Origin of the sequence: Sphaerimonospora mesophila, assembly GCF_001417795.1 — a bacterium.
GTDB lineage: Bacteria > Actinomycetota > Actinomycetes > Streptosporangiales > Streptosporangiaceae > Sphaerimonospora > Sphaerimonospora mesophila.
This window is the reverse complement of sequence record NZ_BCBX01000030.1, coordinates 763,292-782,991: the sequence shown is the minus strand read 5'-3', so window position 1 is coordinate 782,991 and position 19,700 is coordinate 763,292. Positions and strand designations below refer to the sequence as shown.

Genomic DNA, 19,700 nt, shown 5'->3' with positions numbered 1-19,700 from the left:
CCTGCGGTTCGGTAACGGTTCGCTGGCAGTTCCGATACCCTTATCGCGCAGTGAACGCGGCGGATTCCGGATGGCCCGGCCACACAGACTCGGTGATCATGAAATTGTGTGTAGTGCGCCCAGCGTCGAGGCGATGACGCCGTGAAGATTTCGTGTGTCATCCTCACCATGGGCAACAGGACCGCCGAGCTCGACCGTGCGGTCGCATCCGCGCTCACGCAGACCGACGCCGACGTCGAGGTGGTGGTCGTCGGGAACGGCGCCGATGTTCCCGCTCTCACGGCCCGGCCGCTGCCCGGCTCCACCGCCGATGTCAAGACCGTACGGCTCCCGCAGAACGTCGGCATCCCGGAGGGGCGCAACCGCGGCGTCCAGGAATGCTCGGGGGACATCGTCCTCTTCCTCGACGACGACGGATGGTACGCCGACTCGGCGGTCGCCGCCCACGTCCGTGACCGGTTCGCGCACGAGCCCGACCTCGCCGTGATCTCGTTCCGGGTGATGGACCCGGAGGGCGGCTCGGTGCAGCGGCGGCACGTGCCCCGGCTGCGCGCCGGCGACCCCGAACGATCATCGCCGGTCACGACCTTCCTCGGCGGTGCCTGCGCCATAAGGAAGTCCGCGTTCCTGCAGGTGGGCGGGCTTCCGGAGCGGTTCTTCTACGCGCACGAGGAGACCGACCTGGCCTGGCGGCTGCTCGGCGAGGGCTACCGGATCGAGTACGACGCGCAGACCGTGATGTATCACCCGCTGGTGCTGCCGAGCCGGCACGCGGACTTCTACCGGCTCAACGCCCGTAACCGGGTCTGGCTGGCCCGCCGCAACCTGCCCTGGCCGCTCGCCGCGACCTATCTGCTCAACTGGATCGTCCTCACGCTCGTCCGTGAGCGGTCCGCGACGGCCGCCAAAGCGTGGTTCCGCGGCTTCGCCGAAGGGCTGCGCGAGCCGGCGGGCGAGCGCCGCCCGATGTCCTGGCGCACCGCCTGGCGGATGCTCCGCCTCGGCCGCCCCCCCATCGTCTGAGGGCCCCGATCCAGGCGCCGCCCCGGTTCACATCTCCTCGGCGTCGGCGAACTCCATCGCGAGACGGTCGATGGTGACGGTCATCAGCGCGTGCTTGGGCAGACCGAGCTCGCTCAGCTCCTTGGCGACCGGGTGGTTGCCCAGCCTGACCAGCGCGCCGCCGGGCCGCCAGCGGATGCCACGCGGGCGGACGGTCCAGGGCACGCGGCGGGTGACCCCCTCGGCGTGGGTGTAGGCGTCGAGCATCCTTATCCCGTCACGCCTGCCAGGCAGCGCCGTACGCAGCGCCGCCGCCGGCAGCGGGAGACCCGGCCGGGTCAGCAGGTCGACGACCAGCCGCCCGTCCCTGCGCACGGTGCACCGCTTGTACGGCGTGCCGAGGCGGAGGTCGATCTCCGCCAGTTCCTTCGGGAACCCCCAGATGCCCCGGCCCGCCTCCAGCGTGAAGCCCTGGTTCACCGGCAGCCAGTGGATGAAGGCGCCGCCCCCGGCCGTCCGCAGGTCTTTCAGACCGGCCAGCGCGCCACGCCGGGGCGGCGGGCCGCTCGCCGGAGGCCGTACGAGAAACGCGACGCCGAACTCGTGGTAGGCGTCCAGATCGGAGTCCCGGTACTGCACGAACAGCAGCGTGCAGACGGCCCTGCCGGGCAGCACCTCGGTGACGTCCATCCCGGAGTAGGCGAGGACCGCTCTGGCGGGATCGGCCCGCACGAGGTACATGGCGGCGCAGAGCGTGGCATCCCGGACCCTGACCGGCATGTCCACCCGGCGCCCCTGAACAAGGTGGCTGACATGGCTCGGTACGCCTTCGCGTGGTGACATGCCTCCCAGTACAGCAAGCCCGGCCGCCGAATGACACCCGTCGCCCCGGCGGGTCACGACCTGTTCAGGTAGACGAGCACGGCCAGCACACGGCGGTGGTCCTCCGCCGAGTTGGCCAGGCCGAGCTTGGCCATGATCGAGCTGACGTGGGTCTCGACGGTCCTGTCGGTGAGCCACAGCCGCCGGGCGATGCCGATGTTGGTGCGGCCCTCCGCCATGAGCGCCAGCACCTCGCGCTCCCGTCCCGTCAGCGAGGCCAGGGGATCGGCGATGCCGCGGCCGCCGATGAGCCGGGAGACGACCTCGGGGTCGAGGGCCGAGCCGCCGGCCGCCACCCGCCGCAGCGCGTCGAGGAAGTCGTCGACGTCGAACACCCGGTCCTTGAGCAGGTAGCCGAACCCGCCGCGCGACACCAGGTCGACGGAGTGGCGGGTCTCGACGTGCTGGGAGAGCATGACGATGCCCAGGTCGGGGTGGCCGTCGCGGATCAGCCTGGCCGCCCGGGCGCCGTCGTCGGTGAGGTCCGGCGGCATCCGCACATCGATGATCACCAGATCGGGGTCGGTGGCCTCGACCGCGGCGATCAGCCCAGGGGCGTCCTGCGCCTTGGCCACGATCTCGTGCCCGGCATCGGCGAGCAGCCGGGCCAGCCCCTCCCGGAACAGCGCCGAGTCTTCACCGATCACAATGCGCACGGCAGCACCGCCTCCACCCGGGTGCCGCCGCCGACCGGACTCGTCAGCCGCAGCGCACCGCCCGCGGCCTCGACCCGGTCCACGAGACCGGCCAGCCCCGCGCCGGGCCGCACCTCGGCGCCGCCGGGCCCGTCGTCGCTCACCCGGACGGTGACCAGGTCGCCGGTACGGCTGACGCGGACGCCGATCGAGACCGGGCCGGCGTGCTTGACCGCGTTGGTCATCGCCTCGCTCGCCACGAAGTAGGCGGTCATCGCCACGTCGTCGGACAGACCGTCGGCGGAGACGTCCAGCGACACCGGCACGGGGGCCTTGCTCGCCAGCATCGCCAGCGCGTTGCCGAGGCCGTCGTCGAGGCTGCTCGGCCGCAGGCCGTGCGCGATCCGCCGCAGCTCGGTCACCGCCGCGGCGAGCTCGGCCACCCACTCGTCCATCAGCGCGTCGAGGTCGGCGCCGGCGCCGCGGCGGCGCTGCGCCAGCCGGATGGCCATGCCGAGGGAGACCAGGCGCTGCTGCGCCCCGTCGTGCAGGTCGCGTTCGAGCCGCCGCCGCTCCTCGTACCCCGCGTGCAGCAGCCGGGTGCGGCCGGCCTCGGTCTCGGCGAGGGCCAGGCTGACCTCGATCCGCAGCCGGACCACCTCCACGAGCAGTGCGCCGGCGGCCGCCACCTCGCGCAGCAGTTCCCTGCTGCCCGTCCTGCCGCGTACGATCGCGCCGATCTCCCGGCCGCCGAGCCGTACCGGCGCCGTGTGCGCGTCACCGGCGTCGACCGGGTCGCCGGCCGCGTCGACCAGTCCGGGCGAGCCGGGCAGCCGGTAGCCGACCCGCAGCAGCGGGTCGCGCAGCGCGGCGCGCAGCACCCCCTCCAGCTCCTCGGGCTGCGCCTCGCCTGCGTACGTCCGGTCGCGCAGTTCCTCGATGGCGGTCAGCGCCGCCTGCCGTGCCGGGTAGAGCCTGCGGTCGACCCGGCGCTGCAACCGGACGCGCAGCGGCGCCAGCGCGGCCGCGCACACGGCGGTCGCAGCCGCCGCCGCGATCGGCGAGTCGCGACCGGCGGTCAGGCCGGCGAGGAACGCGGCGACCGTATAGAACGCGAGCAGGATCGTGGTGACCAGGGTGTAGGTGACGGCCGCGCTGATCGCCCTGTCGACGTCGTAGAGGTCGTGCCGCAGCACGGCGATCGCCGTCGCCACCGGGATCGACACGGCCGTCGCCGCCAGGCCGACGACCACCAGGTCCGCACTGCCGAAGAACAGGTAGCCGGCCCAGCACAGCAGCAGCGTGAGCGGCAGGAAGCCGGCGCCGAGGGCGAACCACTTCAGCTGCGCCCGCCCGACCTCGTCGGCCGTCCGCCGGTAACGGATCACCGCGGCCGACGCCGACGTGACCAGCAGCCCGAGGAAGACCGGCAGCAGCGCCTCTCCCACGGTGAGCAGCATCGGCACGTACGCCTCCGGAGGACGCAGCAGATGCGGCGTGTTCTCGAACGGGGGCGGATACGGGTCGGTGACGGCCGCCGCGATCAGCGTGAACAGCGTCGGCACGGCCAGCAGTCCGACGGCGACCCAGCGCCGGCACCGGCCGGGCAGCCGGCCGTCGGGGAAGACCAGCATGAGCAGCGCCGCCGGCACATAAAGGAACATCCAGTCGCCCTGCGACAGCGCGGCGTAGACCTCGGCGAGCGGCAGGCCGGGCCGCCGGGCGAAGGCCGCGGTGTACAGCTCGCCGAGCGTGACCCATACCGCCGCCGCGCCGACCAGCACGAGCAGCGGGCCGACCACGCTGCGCGGCCGCCGGACGGCGACCACCACGCCGAGCACGACGGAGGGCAGCGCCAGCGCGGTGCCGATCGCGAGCGCCGTGCCGTTCTCGGCCGCCGTGTGGGCCGGGTACGCCGCCGAGGCCGTGCCGTCACCGGCGATCACGGCCAGCACCACCTCGATGATCGTCAGCGCGCACACCACGGTCACGGCCGCGTACGCGAGCAGACGGGGGAGTGCCACGACCACACGGTAGGCCGTGGCGTGGCCGGAGTGAATACGTGCCAGTACGGAGACCGGACCAGAGGCGGCGCGGATCCGCAGGTGGGGGCCGCACACCCACACTGCCGATATCGGCCGTCCGGTCGACCCGACGACTCAGGAGAAACACGTGAGACGCTCCGTCCCCCTCATCATCGGACTGGTCCTGGCCGGCCTGTTCGCTCTCATGGACGTGATCCCGCTGCCGGCCGGCGATGGTGAGCACCCGCCGGTCGCGGTGGTGATCGCCGCTGCCGTGCTCGGCCTGATCACCCTGGTCGGCATCGTGCCGGCCTGGCGCGGCAGCCGCGCCGGGGTGGGGGCCGTGATCGTCACCAGGCTGCTGTCGGCGCTGACCGCCGTACCGGCGTTCTTCGTCGAAGGCGTTCCCGGCCCGGCCGTCGGCGCGGCCGCCGCGGGCATCGTGCTCACCCTCGTCTGCGTCGCGCTGCTCGCGCCGGCGCTGCGGTCCAACGCCTGATCTCGTCGCCCTCAGCCCCACCTCTGGAGGAGAATCATGGAAACGACCGTCCCGTCCGCCGCGTCGACTTCCGGAGCGTCCGCACCGGCGGAGCCGCCCGGGCCGCGCAGCCCCGCGCTCGCGCTGGCGCTGCTCATCGGACCATGGGGATTCGTCGTCGCGAACGGCGCCTACGCCTGGGCCACGCGTAACGGAGGAGACGACAGCACCGGGGCGAACGCGCTCGCGCTCGTGGCGGCCCATCCCGGCCTGTATCGGCTCAGCACCATCGCCGCGATGCTGGGCAGCCTGCTCATGATCCCGGCGATGCTCGGCGCCCGGAGGCTTGTGGGGGACCGGAGCCGGAGACTCGGTTTCCTCGGTGCGACCCTGGTGGCGGCGGGATACACCTGCTACTTCGCGGTCGCCTTCACGGGATTCACCGACTTGGCCATGGCGGAGCGCGGCGGCCCCGTCGCGGATTACGCGGCGGTCCTCGACAGCGTCCAGAGCGACCCGTGGGGCCTGTGGGTGTTCGTCCTCTTCGCGCTCGGCAACCTGGTCGGCACGCTGCTGCTCGGGGCGGCCCTCCTCCGCAGCCGCGCGGTGCCGATCTGGGCGGCCGCCGGGGTCATCGCGTGGCCTCCGCTGCATGTGATCGGGCTCGTGGCCGGCACCGAGTGGTTCGAGGTGGCGGGCGCTCTTCTACAGGCGGTCGGCCTGGCCGTCACGGGCCTGCGCCTGCTGTCCTCCGCACGGTGACCGAGGGGGTGGCCGGCACGTGTGCGGGCGGCGTGCCCACTCCGCCCGCACACATGTGATCTAGTGCCGCGACTGCCAAGGTTTGCCCGGACGGCGTGGTGTCCAGGGCGGTGCATCGCAAGGCGGAGGAGGAGCTGAGTAGCGGAGCTACGAGCGACGACGACAACGCGGCGAGGTGCCGCCCTGGGCGACGCGACGGGGCAAAGGTTGGCGGGAGGGGCACTAGCGTCGAGCCTGCGGCGCGGCGACCGGATGAGCCGCCTGGGGCGGCCGCTGGGCGTCGGGAGCCGGCGAGTGCTCTCCCTGGGGCTGCTGGTCCTTCGACGGCTGCACGCGCGGCCTGCGGTAGAGCCAGACCAGCCGCGGCTCCAGCAGCCACTTGAACACGGTCCGGGTGATCGGCATGCACAGCACGATGGCCAGCGCGAACGAGGCGCTCGCGATCGCCGCCACCCCGAGCGGGCCGTACAGCCAGGGGACGCTCAGCCAGCCCATCTCCTTGGCGATCAGCACGGGCACCCCGTGGAGGAGATAGCAGTAGAGCGTGCGGGTGCCGAGGTCGGAGAACCACGTCTCCCGCCTCGGGACCAGCGAAAGCACGGACGCCGACAGGGCGAGCGCGGCGACCAGCAGCGCGATCCGCAGCGTCATGCCCTCCCACCAGACCAGCTTCAACTGCGCATAGCTGTTCTTGTAGTAGATCGGGCCGAGCTTGACCGTGTAGTTCTTCACCAGGTAGATCGCCACGGCAGCGCCCCCGATGAGTACGAGCACGGACAGCACCCGCACCCAGCGACGCCGGAGGTAGTCGAAGTGCTCGGGCTTGAGCACGAGGCCGATGACGAAGAACGGCATGAGCCCGAAGAACCGGTCCATGCTGAAGTCGCCGCTGAGCTTGGAGAAACCCGCGAACAGGTAGACGATCACCGAAATGGTCACGGGATAGCGCATGCGCTTCCACACCGGGGTGGACAGCCGCCAGAAGAGCAGCGCCAGCAGATACCAGTTCAGCCAGGCCGGATCCATGATCGTGAGAGACCACTTCTGGCCCAGGGCGGTGCGGAGCAGGGCGTAGCCCACCTCGACGATCACGTACGGCACGAGGAACGTGTCGACCAGCTTGTTCGTCTTGGCGTTCGAGTTCCAGAAGTTCCTGGACAGATAACCGCTGATGATGACGAACAGCGGCATATGGAAGACGTAGATGTAAAGGTACGCCGCCCGTGCGGAGCTCGCCGACAGCGTCGGCACGAGCGAGTGACCCAGCGGCACCAGGGCGATCAGGAGGAACTTGACGTTGTCCAGGTAGGGATCGCGCTGCCGCTTGCGGGACGGCCGGGGGGTGGGGTCCGGCTCCGGATCGGGCTGCCGCCCGTGGTCGAGCCCGGCGGGCTCCGGCCGTCGATCCTGCGCGTACCCGCCGGTCCGGCGGTGGCCGAAGCCTTCTTCACGGGCGCTCTGCCGCCCGCCGAAGGGGTCGGGCTCAGGGGTCCCGGGGAAGGCCTGGAACCCGTGGACCTCCGTCGCGGCCTCCTGGACGTCCCGGAGCGCCGCGACGTCCCTGCGGTCTCCGTCGTCCTCCCAGCTCGTGGCCGGGACCCAGGCGGGCAGCGGGGGCGCCCCCTCGGGGAACGCGTTCTCCGCCGCGCCCGTCCGGCCGCCCGGCCTGCCCGCCATGCCGCCGTGGTCGGCAGGCCCTCCCGCGGTCCGGCTCCAGGGGTCCCACTGGGCGGGGGACGGCGCCGCCCCGGGCGCGGCGTCCGGCCACTGCGGCGCGTGGAGCTGGGACGACTGGATCGGCGACTGGATCTCCGTCACCGGCCCGTCCCGCTCCCAGTCGCCGTACGGCTCGGGCCGGCCGAAGGCCCCGGTGCCGGCCGGGTGAGCCGAGGAGGCCGGGGGGTCGGCGTGGCGGCCCCGGGAGGTGGAGAAGTAGTCGAACTCGGAGGGGGCCGCGGTGAGCCCGTCGGGCATCTCGCCGAGCCTGGCGGCGCCACGCCTGCGCGGACGCCGTACCGGGAGGGGCGGCTTGTCGATCTGTCCCTGCCCGGTGGCGTTCGGCCCGGCCGGACCTTCGGCCGGGGAGGCCGACGGAGGCGGAGGCGTCGCGGCGGCCAATGACGGCGGGGCGGCCAGGGGAGTCGAGGCGTCCGGGTAAGCCGAGTGGGCCGAGTGGCTCGCGGGTGTGGAGGAGCCCGGGCCCGAGTGCGCCTGACCGGGGCCGTGCTCCGCTCGCTGACGATCGCCGCTCTCCGCCGGGCCGGGCGAGTCCACGGTGATCCGGCTGATCACGCCGGTGGGGGCCTCTTCGTCATCGGCGCTGACGTCTGACTGCGGGACCTGGGCCGGAGGGTGATGACGGATGTCGCTCACGAGAGAAACGCTCAGCTATCTGTGGAAGGCTCGGGCTGTGGGGCTTTGAGGGGCAGGCCGGGCCCGGCGAATCCTCGGATCCGCGCGAAGCGGCCGGCGTTCGGACACTAGCGAAGGCGGCCCGGCACATCACCCTCAACGGGCGAACACGGCGCGTCCGCCGATCACCAACCCTAACGTTCCGGCGAACACCTGTCGCGCCAGGGACTAAACGTAACCGATGTGACACCTAGCGGATCTTCAGGTTGGGCGGAGCGGAAGGAGAGCGGTGACGCCGGGGCGGTTCAGCGCCGGAATGCGGAAATATCGCTCACGTCGTTCACCCCGGGCATCCCCTCGAAGATCTTGTTGATCGTGTCCCTCGCCGGCGGCCTCTTCAGCTTCACGTAGAACGTCTCGGGCAGATGAGCGACGTCGTTCGCGGCCGAACCGGTCTCCTCCCAGTAGGAGTGACGGAGCATCTTGAGGTAGTGCGCGGGGTCCTCCAGGTAGACGGTCTCGACATCGGGCAGGGCTTTGATGCGGTCGAAGACGTTCCGCTTCTCGTCCTCGGTCGGCCTTCCCCGCCCCTTGCAGGGGTTTGTGGGCAGGCTGCTCGACTCGGGGCAGAGGGAGATTCCGATGTCCGCCTTGTCCCACCAGAAGCCGTCCCGGAACAGGAAGACGTTCGACACCCCCGGCAGGGCCTCGATCCGGCTCCGCAGCGCCTTCCAGTCCCCGGGCTCGACGCGGGCCCGGTACGCCTCCGGTATGTCGACGAGGTCGGGCTCTGTTCCCTCCGTCGATTTCTCCCGGAGGTTCGCGCGGGCTTCCTCCCGGCTCTCGAAGCGGATATCTCGTAGTTCCGGCATCGCCCGCAGACCGGCCTCGATCTTCTGCCTGTCGGCGGCCGTGGGTGCCTCTCTGTCTCGGCAGTTCTCCCAATCGGAGTCGAAGTCCGTGCCCTTGCCCTTGCACAGGTTCACGGTCAGAAACCCCGTCTGGGGCCAGGGACCGTCCGGGGGCGGCAGCGGCTGGTTGGACTTCTCGTACAGGTGCCGGCCGCCCACGCCCAATCCGGCCACCAGTGCCGCCGACAGTCCCACCGCGGTCAGCAGCCTCCGGTGCGCCCGTGCCCACTCGGCGGCCCGCTCGCTCGGCCGTGGCCCATCGCCGGAGTCGGCGCCGAACGACAGTTCCTCACTTCGCGGATCTTCTGGCGACGGACGCATGCGGGGACTGTACCGATCATCACCGTGGGACGGTCATCCAGACGTCGATGTTGAGCGACCAGGTGCCGTCGGGCGGATCGACCAGGGAACGCTCGTCCTGACGGGTGCGCAGCGCCACCACCGGGGAGGCCGTGCCGTACGGCTCCAGCTGGTCCGCCTGGGCGGCGAGCAGCACGGGGACCCGGCCGGCGGCCCGCACCTCGCCGATCAGCCGTGCCACGTCGGCGTACAGCGGCAGGCTCGTGCCGGGCGGGAACGCGACCCGGGCGGCCGGCACTCCGCACACCCCGCGTACGAGCTGACCGAAGCGGTCACCGGTCACCCGTTCGACGAACAGCACGGACGCGTTCCGCGGGAGCGCGGCGCACAGGTCGGCAGCGGCGGCGGCCTCACCCCGGTTCACCGGCGAGAACGCCGTGCCGATCGACGTGACGGCGGCCGGGACCACGAGCAGCACGGCCCCGGCGGCCACCAGCGGACCGGTGCGGCGGCGCCCGGAGTTCCCTGCTCGCGCACGCAGCCACCGCAGACCCCAGACGGCGAGCAGGATCAGCCCGGGGATCACCACGGGCACGAGACGCCGCGAGGCCCAGGGGTGATCCGGCGTGATGCCGGGCCGCCACAGCGTCGTCACCGTGGTCCACCCGATGATCGCCAGGGGCAGCAGCAGGCCGAGCTCCCGCCCCCTGGCCAGGCGATGGACGAGTACGGCCGCCGCCAGCGTGGCCAGCACGACCACGGGAATCCCGACGTACCAGAACAGCCAGTGCAGCGAGTCCTCGTAATAGAGGCGCGTGCGGTCGAGCGGCAGGCGGCTCGCCTCCTGCGTCTTCTCGATGAACTCCGCGGTCAGCGCGTCCTCCGGGCTGTCCGGGACCCGGCGCACGGTCTGCACCCAGGGGCGTACGGCGAGAGCCGCCATGACCAGCACGACGAGCCCGGCCGCGACCCCCGGCAGCCGCCGCACCGGCCATCTCACTGGGCTGCCGCGCGAGAGCCGGGCCGCCGCGAGCCGCGGCGCGAGAGCCGTACCCGCCGCCGTGAGCACCAGCACGGCGGCGCAGATGCCCAGCAGGGGGTTGAGCGAGCCGGAGAGATATTCGGCGTACGGCCGGGCGAGGGCATAGCAGGCCGTGAGGCCCCAGAGCGCGCCGACGGCGAGCCCGCCCAGCAGCGGCACGCCGAGCCGTCCGGCCACGCCCGCGGGGAGCGGTGCGCCGCCGGCACGGGTACGGGAGATCCGATGCAGCGCGATGAGCAGCCCGGCGAAGGGCAGCACGGGCAGCACATCGCGCAGGCCGTCGATGCGGACGAGCAGGGAGAGCCCGAAGGCCAGCCCGGCGAGCGCGGCGGACACCTGAGCAGACCGTGTCTGATCTGTCCGTGTCTGAGCAGGCGGTGTCTGATCAGATCGGGCCCGGCGCCAGGCGTCGGCCCACAGGCTCAGCCCGCCGAAGATGAGGATCAGCGACGGGATCTCGCTGAAGGTGGTCCTGGAGGTGTAGAGCACCGGAAGGCTGACCGCGAACGCGAGCGCCGCCAGGGGGGACCAGCGTGCGCCGACCAGGCGAGCCACCGCCCCGGCGAAGGTCAGCACGGCGAGCGCGCCCAGCACCGGCGGCACGAGCAGCAGGCCGGGGATGCCCGCCACCCAGTCGCCGATCGCGTGGACCATCGGCGACCCGGCCATGAACTGGGGGAGGATCCCGTCGTCCGTGTCGTAGAAGCCCATGCCGTCGAACCGCAGGGCCGGGTCGGGGCCGCCGAAGTCTCCCCTCGGGATCGGCAGCGAGCCGTGCCGTGCCAGCCAGATGGCGTACTCCGCGTAGGTGCCCGGATCACGCCGGACCAGCAGCTGTTCCCCGCGGAAGATCCCGTTGAAGACGCCGGAGGCGACGGCGATGGCCAGCACGGCCGCCGTCTGCCCGGCCGTCGCCGAGATCGTCTCGCCCGACTGGCGCAGGCCGTACCAGCGCAGGCCGTACCAGCGCAGGCCGTACCGGCACAGCAGCACGGCCAGTCCGCCCCCGGCCACCAGCATCGGCAGCGGCCGGAACCAGCCGAGCAGCAGCAGTGGCAGCCCGGCGAGCAGCCACCCGCTGAGGACGAGCACGGGCACGGCGGACCCGACGGCGAGCACGTGGCCCGCCGAGGGCCGGGCCGTCTGTCGGTGCGGAGATCGGTCGGTCGCGATGACGCCGAGCGTAACCGCCTGCCCTGACACCTTCTCTCTCCGCGCACTCAAATCGATCAAACGTGTCCCCCGCACGGTCCGGTAGCGTACGCCCAGGACAAGCATGGGGGCCGGAGTTGCGGGTGACGGTCTTGGCCCGTCGGCACGGGTGGTTTCTGGGGGTTTTCGGACTGGGCGCGGTCCTGCGGATCGTGACCGTGCTCGGGTACCGGCCCGCGCTGTGGTTCCCCGACTCCTATACATACGTGGTGACCGCGATGCGGCCGAGGCCCGACCTCGTCCGGCCGGCCGGCTACTCGATGTTCCTGCGCCTGTTCGAGCCGTTCCACAGCTTCGCCGTGGTGACGTTCGTCCAGCACGCGCTCGGGCTGCTCGCCGGCGTCATGATCTACGCCACCGTCCTGCGGCGGTGCGGTCGCACCCGGCTGACGGTCCCGCTCGCCGCCCTCGCAGCGGCCCCCGTCCTGCTCGACGCGTACCAGATCGAGATGGAGCACCTGCTCGTCTCCGACACGCTGTTCACGTTCCTCGTCGTGGCCGCCGCCTGCCTCGCGCTGCGCCGACCGCCGTCCACGCGGACGGCGGTCGCCCTCGGCCTGGTCCTGGCCGCCGCGACGCTGACCAGGACCGTCGGCCTCCCGCTCATCGCGGTCTTCGCGTTCTTCCTGGTCCGGTACGGCTTCGGCCGCGCGCGAGCGGCGCGACGGGACGCGCGGCAAGGCGTGCGGCGGCGTGTGGGGGCGTTCCTGCTGGCCGCGCTCATGCCGCTGGCGGCGTACCTGGGCTGGTTCTATGCGGCACATCATCGGGTGGGCCTGGTCGGGGCGAACGGGGTCTTCCTCTACGCGCGGACGATGGTGTTCGCCGACTGCTCGATCATGCGGCCGAGCGCCGACCTGGCCGTGCTGTGCGATCCCCGGCCTGCGGTCGAGCGTCCGACCATGCAGGAGTACGTCTGGAGCGAAGACTCGCCCGTGGTCCGGCTGCCCGGCATCACGTTCACCGAGGAGACCGACGCGCTGGCCGGGAGGTTCGCCTGGCTCGCGATCCGGAGCCAGCCGCTCGACTACGCGGCGGCGACGCTGACCGAGCTGGGACGGACGTTCACCTGGCGGCGGCACGTCTACCCCGACGCGGAAACCTACGGTCATTACGAGTTTCCCGCGGCCACGCCCCCACCACCCACCCGGCAGCCGGCGATCGTCGGGAAGGAGTTCGCCGAGCGGTACGAACAGGGTCCCATCACCGTGCGGATCGCCGAGCCGTACGCCGGCTGGATGCGGTCCTACCAGCAGGTGGCGTTCCTTCCGGGGGCGGTGCTGCTCGCCGTGCTCCTGCTGCCGCTGGTTCCGCTGGTCCGGCGTCTCCGTCGGCTCCCGCGTCTCCCGGATGGGACGGGGACGCCGTGGGGCGTGGCCTGGGCGGCCGCGTGGGTCCTGCTGGTCGTTCCCGCGGCCACGGCGCAGTTCGACTACCGGTACGTGCTGCCCGCGGCCCCGCTGGCCTGCCTCGCGGCGGCCCTGGCCGTGGGCGTACGCGCCCGCGTTCACGCCGGTCCCGACGCCGGTCCGGGGGGTCGTTCCGACCAGGAGTCCGGTAAAGCGCAAGTAAAGTAGATGTCAGAGCCGTACCGCAAAATGTCCCAGTTTTAGTATGATCTGCCGCTGGGTCGTCCGGGACCTCGCAGAGTGATCGCACGAGAGTGGTCACGGCTCCGATCCCATCAATCAAGGCGCCTCGACTCGCCTCCGTGACCTAATCTCGTGAGCGCGACGGGTGATCGCCAAGCAAGGAGGACACGTGCGCGAGCGGATCAGTAGCACCTCCGATCGTTCGCCTGTGCCTCCACCCGATCGTGTGACGAGGGCCGTCCGATGAGCGAGCGTCGCCGTGCCTCCACCCGCAACCAGCAGAGCGCGTCCGTTCCGGCGGACCAGAAGGTCTGGGGGCCGCAGGACTCCGGGGCGTACGGCGGCGGCGCGCGGGGTGGTGGTTCCGCCTCGCACGGCCGTTCCGGCGCCGTGAGCGGCGGGCGTGGCCGTCGGCGCCATCGGGACGAGTCCTCCTATGAGGGCTCGTACGGCGATTCGTACGGCGACGATCCGTACGGCAACGCCCCGGCCTCCTACGGCGACGCCCACGCGGCGTCCTTCGGGGATTCCTACGGCGGCGGAGACTCCTACGGCGGCCGGGAGGACTACGCGGCCCCTCGTGGGCGGCGGCGCGGCGGCCACCCGACCGGTGAGGACGCCCGGGCCTACGCACCACCGACGCAGGCGGCACCCGCCGACGGCGACGACTTCTACGAGGAGGATCGGCCGAGACGACGTCGCGGGCGCAGGGGCGGCGAGGAGGAATCCGCGGCGGCCTTCCAGGCGGCGGACGGCGGCGGCTACGACCCGCCCGTCGACGATCCCGGCGGCTCCGGCCGCCGTGGCCGCCGCGGCGGCGGAGGAGGATCCTCCGGCGACGACGAAGGAGGCGGAAGCGGCGGCGCACGGCGCGGGCCGGGCCTGTGGGGCTGGGTCAGCATCGTCATGACCAGCGTGCTGGTCATCGGCACGCTCACCGCGTACAAGACCTATCGCAGCACGCTGGGCCTGATCAGCCGGGAGAAGTCCACCGACGAGCTCGACAAGAACCGTCCCGAGAACCAGAAGGGCGCGATCAACGTGCTGCTGGTCGGGTCGGACACCCGGACCGGGGACAACAAGAAGTACGGACAGTACCTGGTCAACGACGGCGAGCGCACCGACACGATCATGCTCCTGCACGTGTCCCCCGACCGGGACTCCGCGACGCTGCTCAGCTTCCCCCGCGACTCGACGGTGATGATCCCCGCCTGCAAGAACCCGAAGACCGGTGCGATCAACCCACAGCACGTCGGCATGATCAACTCGGCGTTCTCCGAGGGCGGGATGATCTGCACCCGACGGACCATCGAGGAGCTCACGAAGATCCGCATCGACCACTTCGTGAAGGTCGACTTCACCGGCTTCAAGAACATCGTGAACGCCCTCGGCGGCATCGAGATCTGCCTGCCCCACGCGGTGAACGACAAGAAGTCGAAGCTGAACCTGCCCGCGGGGCGCCAGGTGGTACGCGGCGAGGCCGCCCTCGGCTACGTACGGCTCAGGCACGGCATCGGCGACGGCAGCGACATCGGCCGGATCAAGCGCCAGCAGGTCTTCATCTCCCAGGTGGTGAAGAAGGCGACCAGCAAGGCCCTGCTGACCGATATGGGCAAGCTGACGGCGTTCATCGAGGCGACGGCCCAGTCCGTGACCATGGACGACGACCTCAACACCGACACGCTCATCCAGATCGCGCAGAGTGCCTCGAAGCTCACCGCCAAGGGCTTCAAGGCCACCACCGTGCCGTGGATCCCCGACCCGGCGAACCCCAAGGCCCGGGTCGTGTGGAAGCAGCCGGACGCGGACAACCTGTTCAGTGCGATCAGGAACGACACCGAGGTGAGCCCGACGGCGTCCCCGAGCCCGGCCGGCGCGGCCGCCTCGCCCGGCGCGAAGCCCAAGGGACCGGCCATCACCAAGCCGCAGCAGGTCAAGGTGCAGGTGTTCAACGGCACCAACGAGAACGGGAAGGCACGGGAGGTGGCCGAGGAGCTGGCCGCCCAGGGCTTCAAGGTCGTCGGTGTCGGCGACGCGCGCCAGCCGGACAACACCGATCAGCCCAAGACGAAGATCCAGTACACCGGGCAGGGCTGGGACTACGCCAAGGTCCTCACCGGGAAGGTCCGGGTGCGCATCGGAAAGGAAACCGGTCAGGTCGCTCCCGAGACCGGGAAGGTCGTCGCCGGCACGGTGACCCCCTTTACACCCGCGACCCCCCCTGCCGACGCGCCGAAGGGCAAGGTGCCGGGCCCGATCATCCAGCTCGTCATCGGCGCCGACTGGGACGGCGTCAAGACGCCGATCCAGGTCGGGGACAACGCGGTGACGGCCGAGACGAACATCTGCGCGACCTGACCGTGTATGGGAGCCACTCCGCTCCGGAAGCTCCGCGGCGTGAGGAACTGTCGCTCGACGTCGATCCGGAGGGCCGAGCACGGCGGGGTGAACGGGTCACGGGCCGGATGCGGGCACGCTGGAAGCTTGCCCTGGTGATGGTGGGGGTGTCGGTCCTGCTGCTTGCCGGTGCGGGTGGCAGTGGCCTCTACACGGACCACCACCGGGTGCTGCCACCTCCGGACGGCCCCTGGCCCCAGACGGGGCACCTCTCGGTGTTCTCCGTGTGATCCGGTTGTCTGCCTTCGCGCAGAGCGTCGGCTATGTGCTGTCGATCCCCGGCCCCGTCCTGGTCGGGGTGCTCTACCAGTACACCGGCGGCTGGCAGTGGCCACTGGCCCTCATGCCGCTGCTCATGCTGTGCCAGCTCGTAACCGGCTATCTCGCGGGCCGTGACCGCCAGATCGGCTGACGACTTCGGATCCCCACCTGGAGTTCGGGCTGTCGGACACGCAGGTGCCGGTCCGAGCCCTGCCTGCTGGGGGATTTATCGGATCTGATGCTCCTTGGTGAGACATCGGGTATGAGTAAAGTCGCCTCATGCAGCCGGAATCTTCACAGAGTGAGGAATTGTCATTCGGCACCGAGTCCGACGATGGGCCGCGACAGAGTGACCGGGCCGCAGGCTGGGCGCGGGCGCACCGGAGGCTCCTGGTCGTAACGGGGTTGTCGGTCGCGCTGGTCGCCGGGCTTGGCGTGGGCGGCTGGCGTCTTTATGAGAACTCCCGCCAACCGTTGCCGCCCCCGGACGGCCCCTGGCCCCAGACGGGCACCTTCCTGGTGCACCTGTGCCGCCTTACCTGGAGAGCGGAGCCGTGTGGAGGCGTGGCGGCCACCGAGGAGCAGAGGCATGATGTTGAACGGCTGCTCGCGAACATGCCCGAGATCGGCGAGTACCGGCGCATGACGCCAGAAGAGGCCCTCGCCATCGCCCGGCAGGATTTCAGCGTCGGTTATGCGCTCACCGCAGGCATGATGTCCGGTACGTACGGTGGCACCCTCGCCCGTGGCGATTGGCGGCGCGCACTCCGCCAGATGCTGGGGGTGCCGGGAGTCGCCGCTATGGAATCATTCCGGGACGACTTCTGGTGGGGAAAGTCTGACATTTCGATCAGGTTGTGTCCCGAGAGTGCGGCCTTTTCCGGCAACTGTGAGGTTCGCGGCAGGGCGAGTGAAGAGGAAAAGCAGATCGTCCTCGACCGGATCCGCGCACTCCCAGGCGTCGGCACCATCTATTTCGAGGACGCGAAGCACGCGCTGGTGGTCGTACGTCATGCGCAGTGGCTGGACAGCCGCAGATACGCCGACAGTTCACGAATGTCGGAGGCGTTCCACGTCAAGTTCACCGGAACCTGGGACTTCTCTCGGATCGAGAAGACGTTCACAGAACTGCCAGGGGTGGCAAAGGTGGTGCGGGACGCCAGCCCCTGGCGGGCCACGATGAGCCAAGATGAACGGGGTGACCAGGCTGACCATGGCGCCGGATGAGCTACATGCGTTAGCGTTTTCTGGTGGGTGAGGGGCCGGTGTAGGTGAAGGCCCAGCGGTCGGGGCCGGTCTGGCGGCGTTTGTAGTGGCCGGGGTTCCGGTAGCGGTCGCGGTTGTGGTATTGGCACATTGGCCCGAGTTTGGCCAGGTCGGTGCGGCCGCCGTCGCTCCAGTTGTCGAGGTGGTCGACCTGACACATGCTCACCGGGAGGGGGCAGCCGTCGACCATGCAGGTGTCGTAGCGGGCGGCGATGGCGCGGCGTTGGGCGGGGGTGGCCAGGCGGGCCTTGCGGCCCATGTCCAGGACCTCGCCCTCGGCGTTCATCACCAGGCGGACCAGGGTGGAGGTGCAGGCCAGGCGGTGGATGTCGGTGATCGGCAGCAGGTGTCCGGTGGACAGCAGCAACCCGGGCAAGGTCCGCAACGCGGTCTGCCACCGCCAGTCCCTGTCCCCGAGGCCCGTATCTCCGAAGTCCATGCGTCCGGTGGGGTCCATGCCCCCGAAGTCCATGCCCCCGAAGTCCATGCCCCCGAAGGCCAAGCGCTCATGGTCCCTGCCCTCACGGTTTCTGTCCGCACGGTCCCTGTCCTTGCGGTCTCTGCGTCCGTGGTCGGCGGGCCGATCGGTGCGGCCGGGGCGATGGCTCTCAGCCGGATCGTCCTGACCGGGATTGCCGCTGAGATCACCTCTACTGGGGACGCCCCTACTGGGATCACCCTCGCTGGGACCGTCTCCAGAGGCGTTGCCGGGAGCGCCTGGATCTGCGTCGGTCTCCCGTGGCAAGCTCTGCCGGTCGTTCCGGGCAGCGTCACCAGGCCTGGTGTCACCGGGTGTGGTGTCGTCGAGCGTGGTCTCCCCGGGGGCGGGGACATCATCTGGGTCGGCGCCGTCCCCGTGGCCGGACTCGGGAGCGGGCTCGGGAGCGGGCTCGGGAACGGGGGCAGGACCGAGGTCCGCACTGGCGTCCCCTCGGGCTCCCAGACCAGCCCCCGTGCCGGAGCCACGCTCCGGGCCGTCATTCCGGGCCGCGCCAGCAGGCGCGGTGTCGTCCGGTGTGGTGTCGTCGGGAGCGGAGTCTCCCGGGGGAGCACTGTGGTGGGTGGCGTCGTCGGGGAGGGATTCGGCGTTGATCAACACCAGGAGTTCGGTGGTGATCTGCTGCTCCAGTAGCGCGATCAGCGCGTCGGCGTTGCGGACCCGCTGCGGCCGGTCATCACCGTGGGCCTTGGGTTTGGCATAGGCGTCCAGCACGGCCCGTAGCCGGGCGGCGGCCTCTCGCGGCAGGTGGAACTCTCCCTCCACCCCGCCGGTGTCGGTCTCTCGCAGCAGCAGAAACCGCGCGTCGTAATCGGCGTCGGCGTCGTTGAGCTCTCCGTCGGGGTCCAGCACCGCCCGCAGATACCGCCCCGCCTTGGCGATTTCCTCCGGTCCGGCGGAATCGGCCAGCTCCAGCAGAATCGTCTCGGCTTTGGCCGCGTCCTCGTCGCTCAACCCGGTGGTGGCCGCGCAGATCGCCGCCACCACGGCCTCGGTCAGATTCCCGGCGGCGAACCGGGCTCCTACCTCGGGCAGGCGGGCCAGCTCTATGCCCAGGGCCACGGTGCGGTAGGCCGTCCGGCGGCTCATCCCGCACACCGACCGCAGCCACGTCCGAGTCGAGGCATGCCCGGCCTGGCGGGCGGTCCCGGCCGCGTGCACCCGCTGCGCCCGCCCCGCGATCGCCGCCTCCAGCCGATCCCGCGCGAACGCCAGTTCTTCCAGCTGGGCCAGACACACCTCCGGTGAGTCCGGAACCGCTGTCAACGCCAGCGCCAGCGCACTCTCGCGGACCTGGCTCACCAACGGCCACGACAACGACCCGTCCGCGGAACCCGCCGCACAACCACCACCCAGTCCGTCCCCCGAATCACCCGAAGCATCACCTGAGGGATCACTTGAAGAACCCGCCGAGAAACCGTTCGACGAGCCGCCCGGAGCATCATCCGTAGAACCGACCGTCGAACCGCTTGAAGCATCATCCGAGGAGCCACCGGAAGGGGCATCCGCAGGCTCCGAGATATGCCGCCGGCGGGCGTCGTCACGATCGTCGATGCGCGCCTGGGGAACGTCGGCCGTAGAAGCTGTACCAGCGGAGGCGGCATCGACGGAGCGGGCATCCGCCACCCGGTCCGCAGACACACCATCCTGGAACGTACGATCGGGGGACCGAGTGGGAACAGTGGCAAGCCAATCGGGCCAACCAGACCACGACGCAGCACTTCCCCGACCACCGGAGGAACGGGCGGCCGCACGCGCCGACGCCTCGGCCCGAAACGCAGCCCACCACCCAGGACCCAGCAGCGACCGATCCCGGGGACGCGGCGAATCCGGATCGAACAATCCAAACGGCTTGGTCAGCTCTGCCGGCTCCACGCATCCCCCTTCCCGCTTCTCGGCTTCCCTCGAGAGCGCTTCGTATCGAAAATCTGTACTAATAGTCTCACGGCTAGCCAGAGAATAGCAATAGTTTCCGGTGACTAATTGAAAGTAATTATGAGAGATAAATGCCGATCACAACGAATGCGCGTAATGTCGGAAATGGTGGATCCGGAAGATGGAACGTCGGATCAGGAGAGATATTTA

14 protein-coding genes are annotated in these 19,700 nt (G+C 70.8%); 7 read left to right on the top strand and 7 right to left on the bottom strand.

Annotated features, from left to right (window positions below; all coding sequences use genetic code 11):
* Positions 1–141 precede the first annotated feature (141 nt).
* Positions 142–1,023 (top strand): glycosyltransferase, encoded by an 882-nt coding sequence (locus tag AP234_RS03775; protein WP_055478055.1) that lies wholly within the window; start codon positions 142–144, stop codon positions 1,021–1,023.
* Positions 1,024–1,050: 27 nt separating this feature from the next.
* Here AP234_RS03775 and AP234_RS03770 read toward each other — a convergent pair whose 3' ends face one another.
* The 3 genes from AP234_RS03770 to AP234_RS03760 are packed head-to-tail and all read right to left on the bottom strand — an operon-like array spanning position 1,051 to position 4,543.
* Entirely contained in the window at positions 1,051–1,845 is a 795-nt protein-coding gene (locus AP234_RS03770; protein WP_055478054.1) for an acetoacetate decarboxylase family protein, read from the bottom strand.
* A 53-nt stretch (positions 1,846–1,898) separates the two neighbouring features.
* Positions 1,899–2,540 carry a response regulator gene (locus AP234_RS03765; protein ID WP_055478053.1) on the bottom strand — a complete coding sequence of 214 codons (642 nt, stop codon included), beginning with the start codon at positions 2,538–2,540 and terminating at the stop codon, positions 1,899–1,901.
* On the bottom strand, positions 2,528–4,543 hold the full coding sequence (locus AP234_RS03760; protein ID WP_152990212.1) for a histidine kinase: 2,016 nt from the start codon (positions 4,541–4,543) through the stop codon (positions 2,528–2,530). Before AP234_RS03760 ends, AP234_RS03765 begins: the two co-directional genes overlap by 13 nt.
* 148 nt (positions 4,544–4,691) lie before the next feature.
* Here AP234_RS03760 and AP234_RS03755 point away from each other — a divergent pair, with 148 nt between their 5' ends.
* Complete coding sequence (locus tag AP234_RS03755; RefSeq protein WP_055478052.1) at positions 4,692–5,042, top strand: hypothetical protein; 351 nt, start codon at positions 4,692–4,694, stop codon at positions 5,040–5,042.
* A 36-nt stretch (positions 5,043–5,078) separates the two neighbouring features.
* Entirely contained in the window at positions 5,079–5,783 is a 705-nt protein-coding gene (locus tag AP234_RS03750) for a hypothetical protein (protein WP_055478051.1), read from the top strand.
* A 222-nt stretch (positions 5,784–6,005) separates the two neighbouring features.
* Here AP234_RS03750 and AP234_RS03745 read toward each other — a convergent pair whose 3' ends face one another.
* From AP234_RS03745 to AP234_RS03735, 3 genes are all read right to left on the bottom strand, one after another.
* On the bottom strand, positions 6,006–8,156 hold the full coding sequence (locus AP234_RS03745; RefSeq protein WP_055478050.1) for an acyltransferase family protein: 2,151 nt from the start codon (positions 8,154–8,156) through the stop codon (positions 6,006–6,008).
* Between the two features lie 284 nt (positions 8,157–8,440).
* A complete protein-coding gene (locus AP234_RS03740) occupies positions 8,441–9,367 on the bottom strand; it encodes a permease-like cell division protein FtsX (RefSeq protein WP_055478049.1) in 927 nt (308 codons plus the stop codon).
* Between the two features lie 19 nt (positions 9,368–9,386).
* Positions 9,387–11,591 carry a hypothetical protein gene (locus AP234_RS03735; protein WP_083501733.1) on the bottom strand — a complete coding sequence of 735 codons (2,205 nt, stop codon included), beginning with the start codon at positions 11,589–11,591 and terminating at the stop codon, positions 9,387–9,389.
* Positions 11,592–11,683: 92 nt separating this feature from the next.
* On the opposite strand from AP234_RS03735, the gene AP234_RS03730 reads away from it, so the two are divergent.
* From AP234_RS03730 to AP234_RS03710, 4 genes are all read left to right on the top strand, one after another.
* A complete protein-coding gene (locus tag AP234_RS03730; RefSeq protein ID WP_063842744.1) occupies positions 11,684–13,177 on the top strand; it encodes a hypothetical protein in 1,494 nt (497 codons plus the stop codon).
* Positions 13,178–13,435: 258 nt separating this feature from the next.
* Entirely contained in the window at positions 13,436–15,550 is a 2,115-nt protein-coding gene (locus tag AP234_RS03725) for an LCP family protein (protein ID WP_055478048.1), read from the top strand.
* 265 nt (positions 15,551–15,815) lie between these two features.
* Positions 15,816–16,001, top strand: coding sequence for a hypothetical protein (locus tag AP234_RS03715; RefSeq protein WP_055478046.1), 186 nt, complete (start codon positions 15,816–15,818; stop codon positions 15,999–16,001).
* Between the two features lie 413 nt (positions 16,002–16,414).
* A complete protein-coding gene (locus AP234_RS03710; RefSeq protein ID WP_152990211.1) occupies positions 16,415–17,077 on the top strand; it encodes a permease-like cell division protein FtsX in 663 nt (220 codons plus the stop codon).
* Positions 17,078–17,087: 10 nt separating this feature from the next.
* On the opposite strand, the gene AP234_RS03705 is transcribed toward AP234_RS03710, so the two are convergent.
* Positions 17,088–18,917 carry an HNH endonuclease gene (locus AP234_RS03705; RefSeq protein ID WP_062414695.1) on the bottom strand — a complete coding sequence of 610 codons (1,830 nt, stop codon included), beginning with the start codon at positions 18,915–18,917 and terminating at the stop codon, positions 17,088–17,090.
* Between the last annotated feature and the right edge of the window lie 783 nt (positions 18,918–19,700).

Excerpts from the sequence above, each read along its gene's own strand:
- AP234_RS03770 (WP_055478054.1), bottom strand. The coding sequence starts at position 1,845 with ATGTCACCACGCGAAGGCGTACCGAGCCATGTCAGCCACCTTGTTCAG.
- AP234_RS03750 (WP_055478051.1), top strand. The coding sequence starts at position 5,079 with ATGGAAACGACCGTCCCGTCCGCCGCGTCGACTTCCGGAGCGTCCGCA.
- AP234_RS03740 (WP_055478049.1), bottom strand. The coding sequence starts at position 9,367 with ATGCGTCCGTCGCCAGAAGATCCGCGAAGTGAGGAACTGTCGTTCGGC.
- AP234_RS03725 (WP_055478048.1), top strand. The coding sequence starts at position 13,436 with ATGAGCGAGCGTCGCCGTGCCTCCACCCGCAACCAGCAGAGCGCGTCC.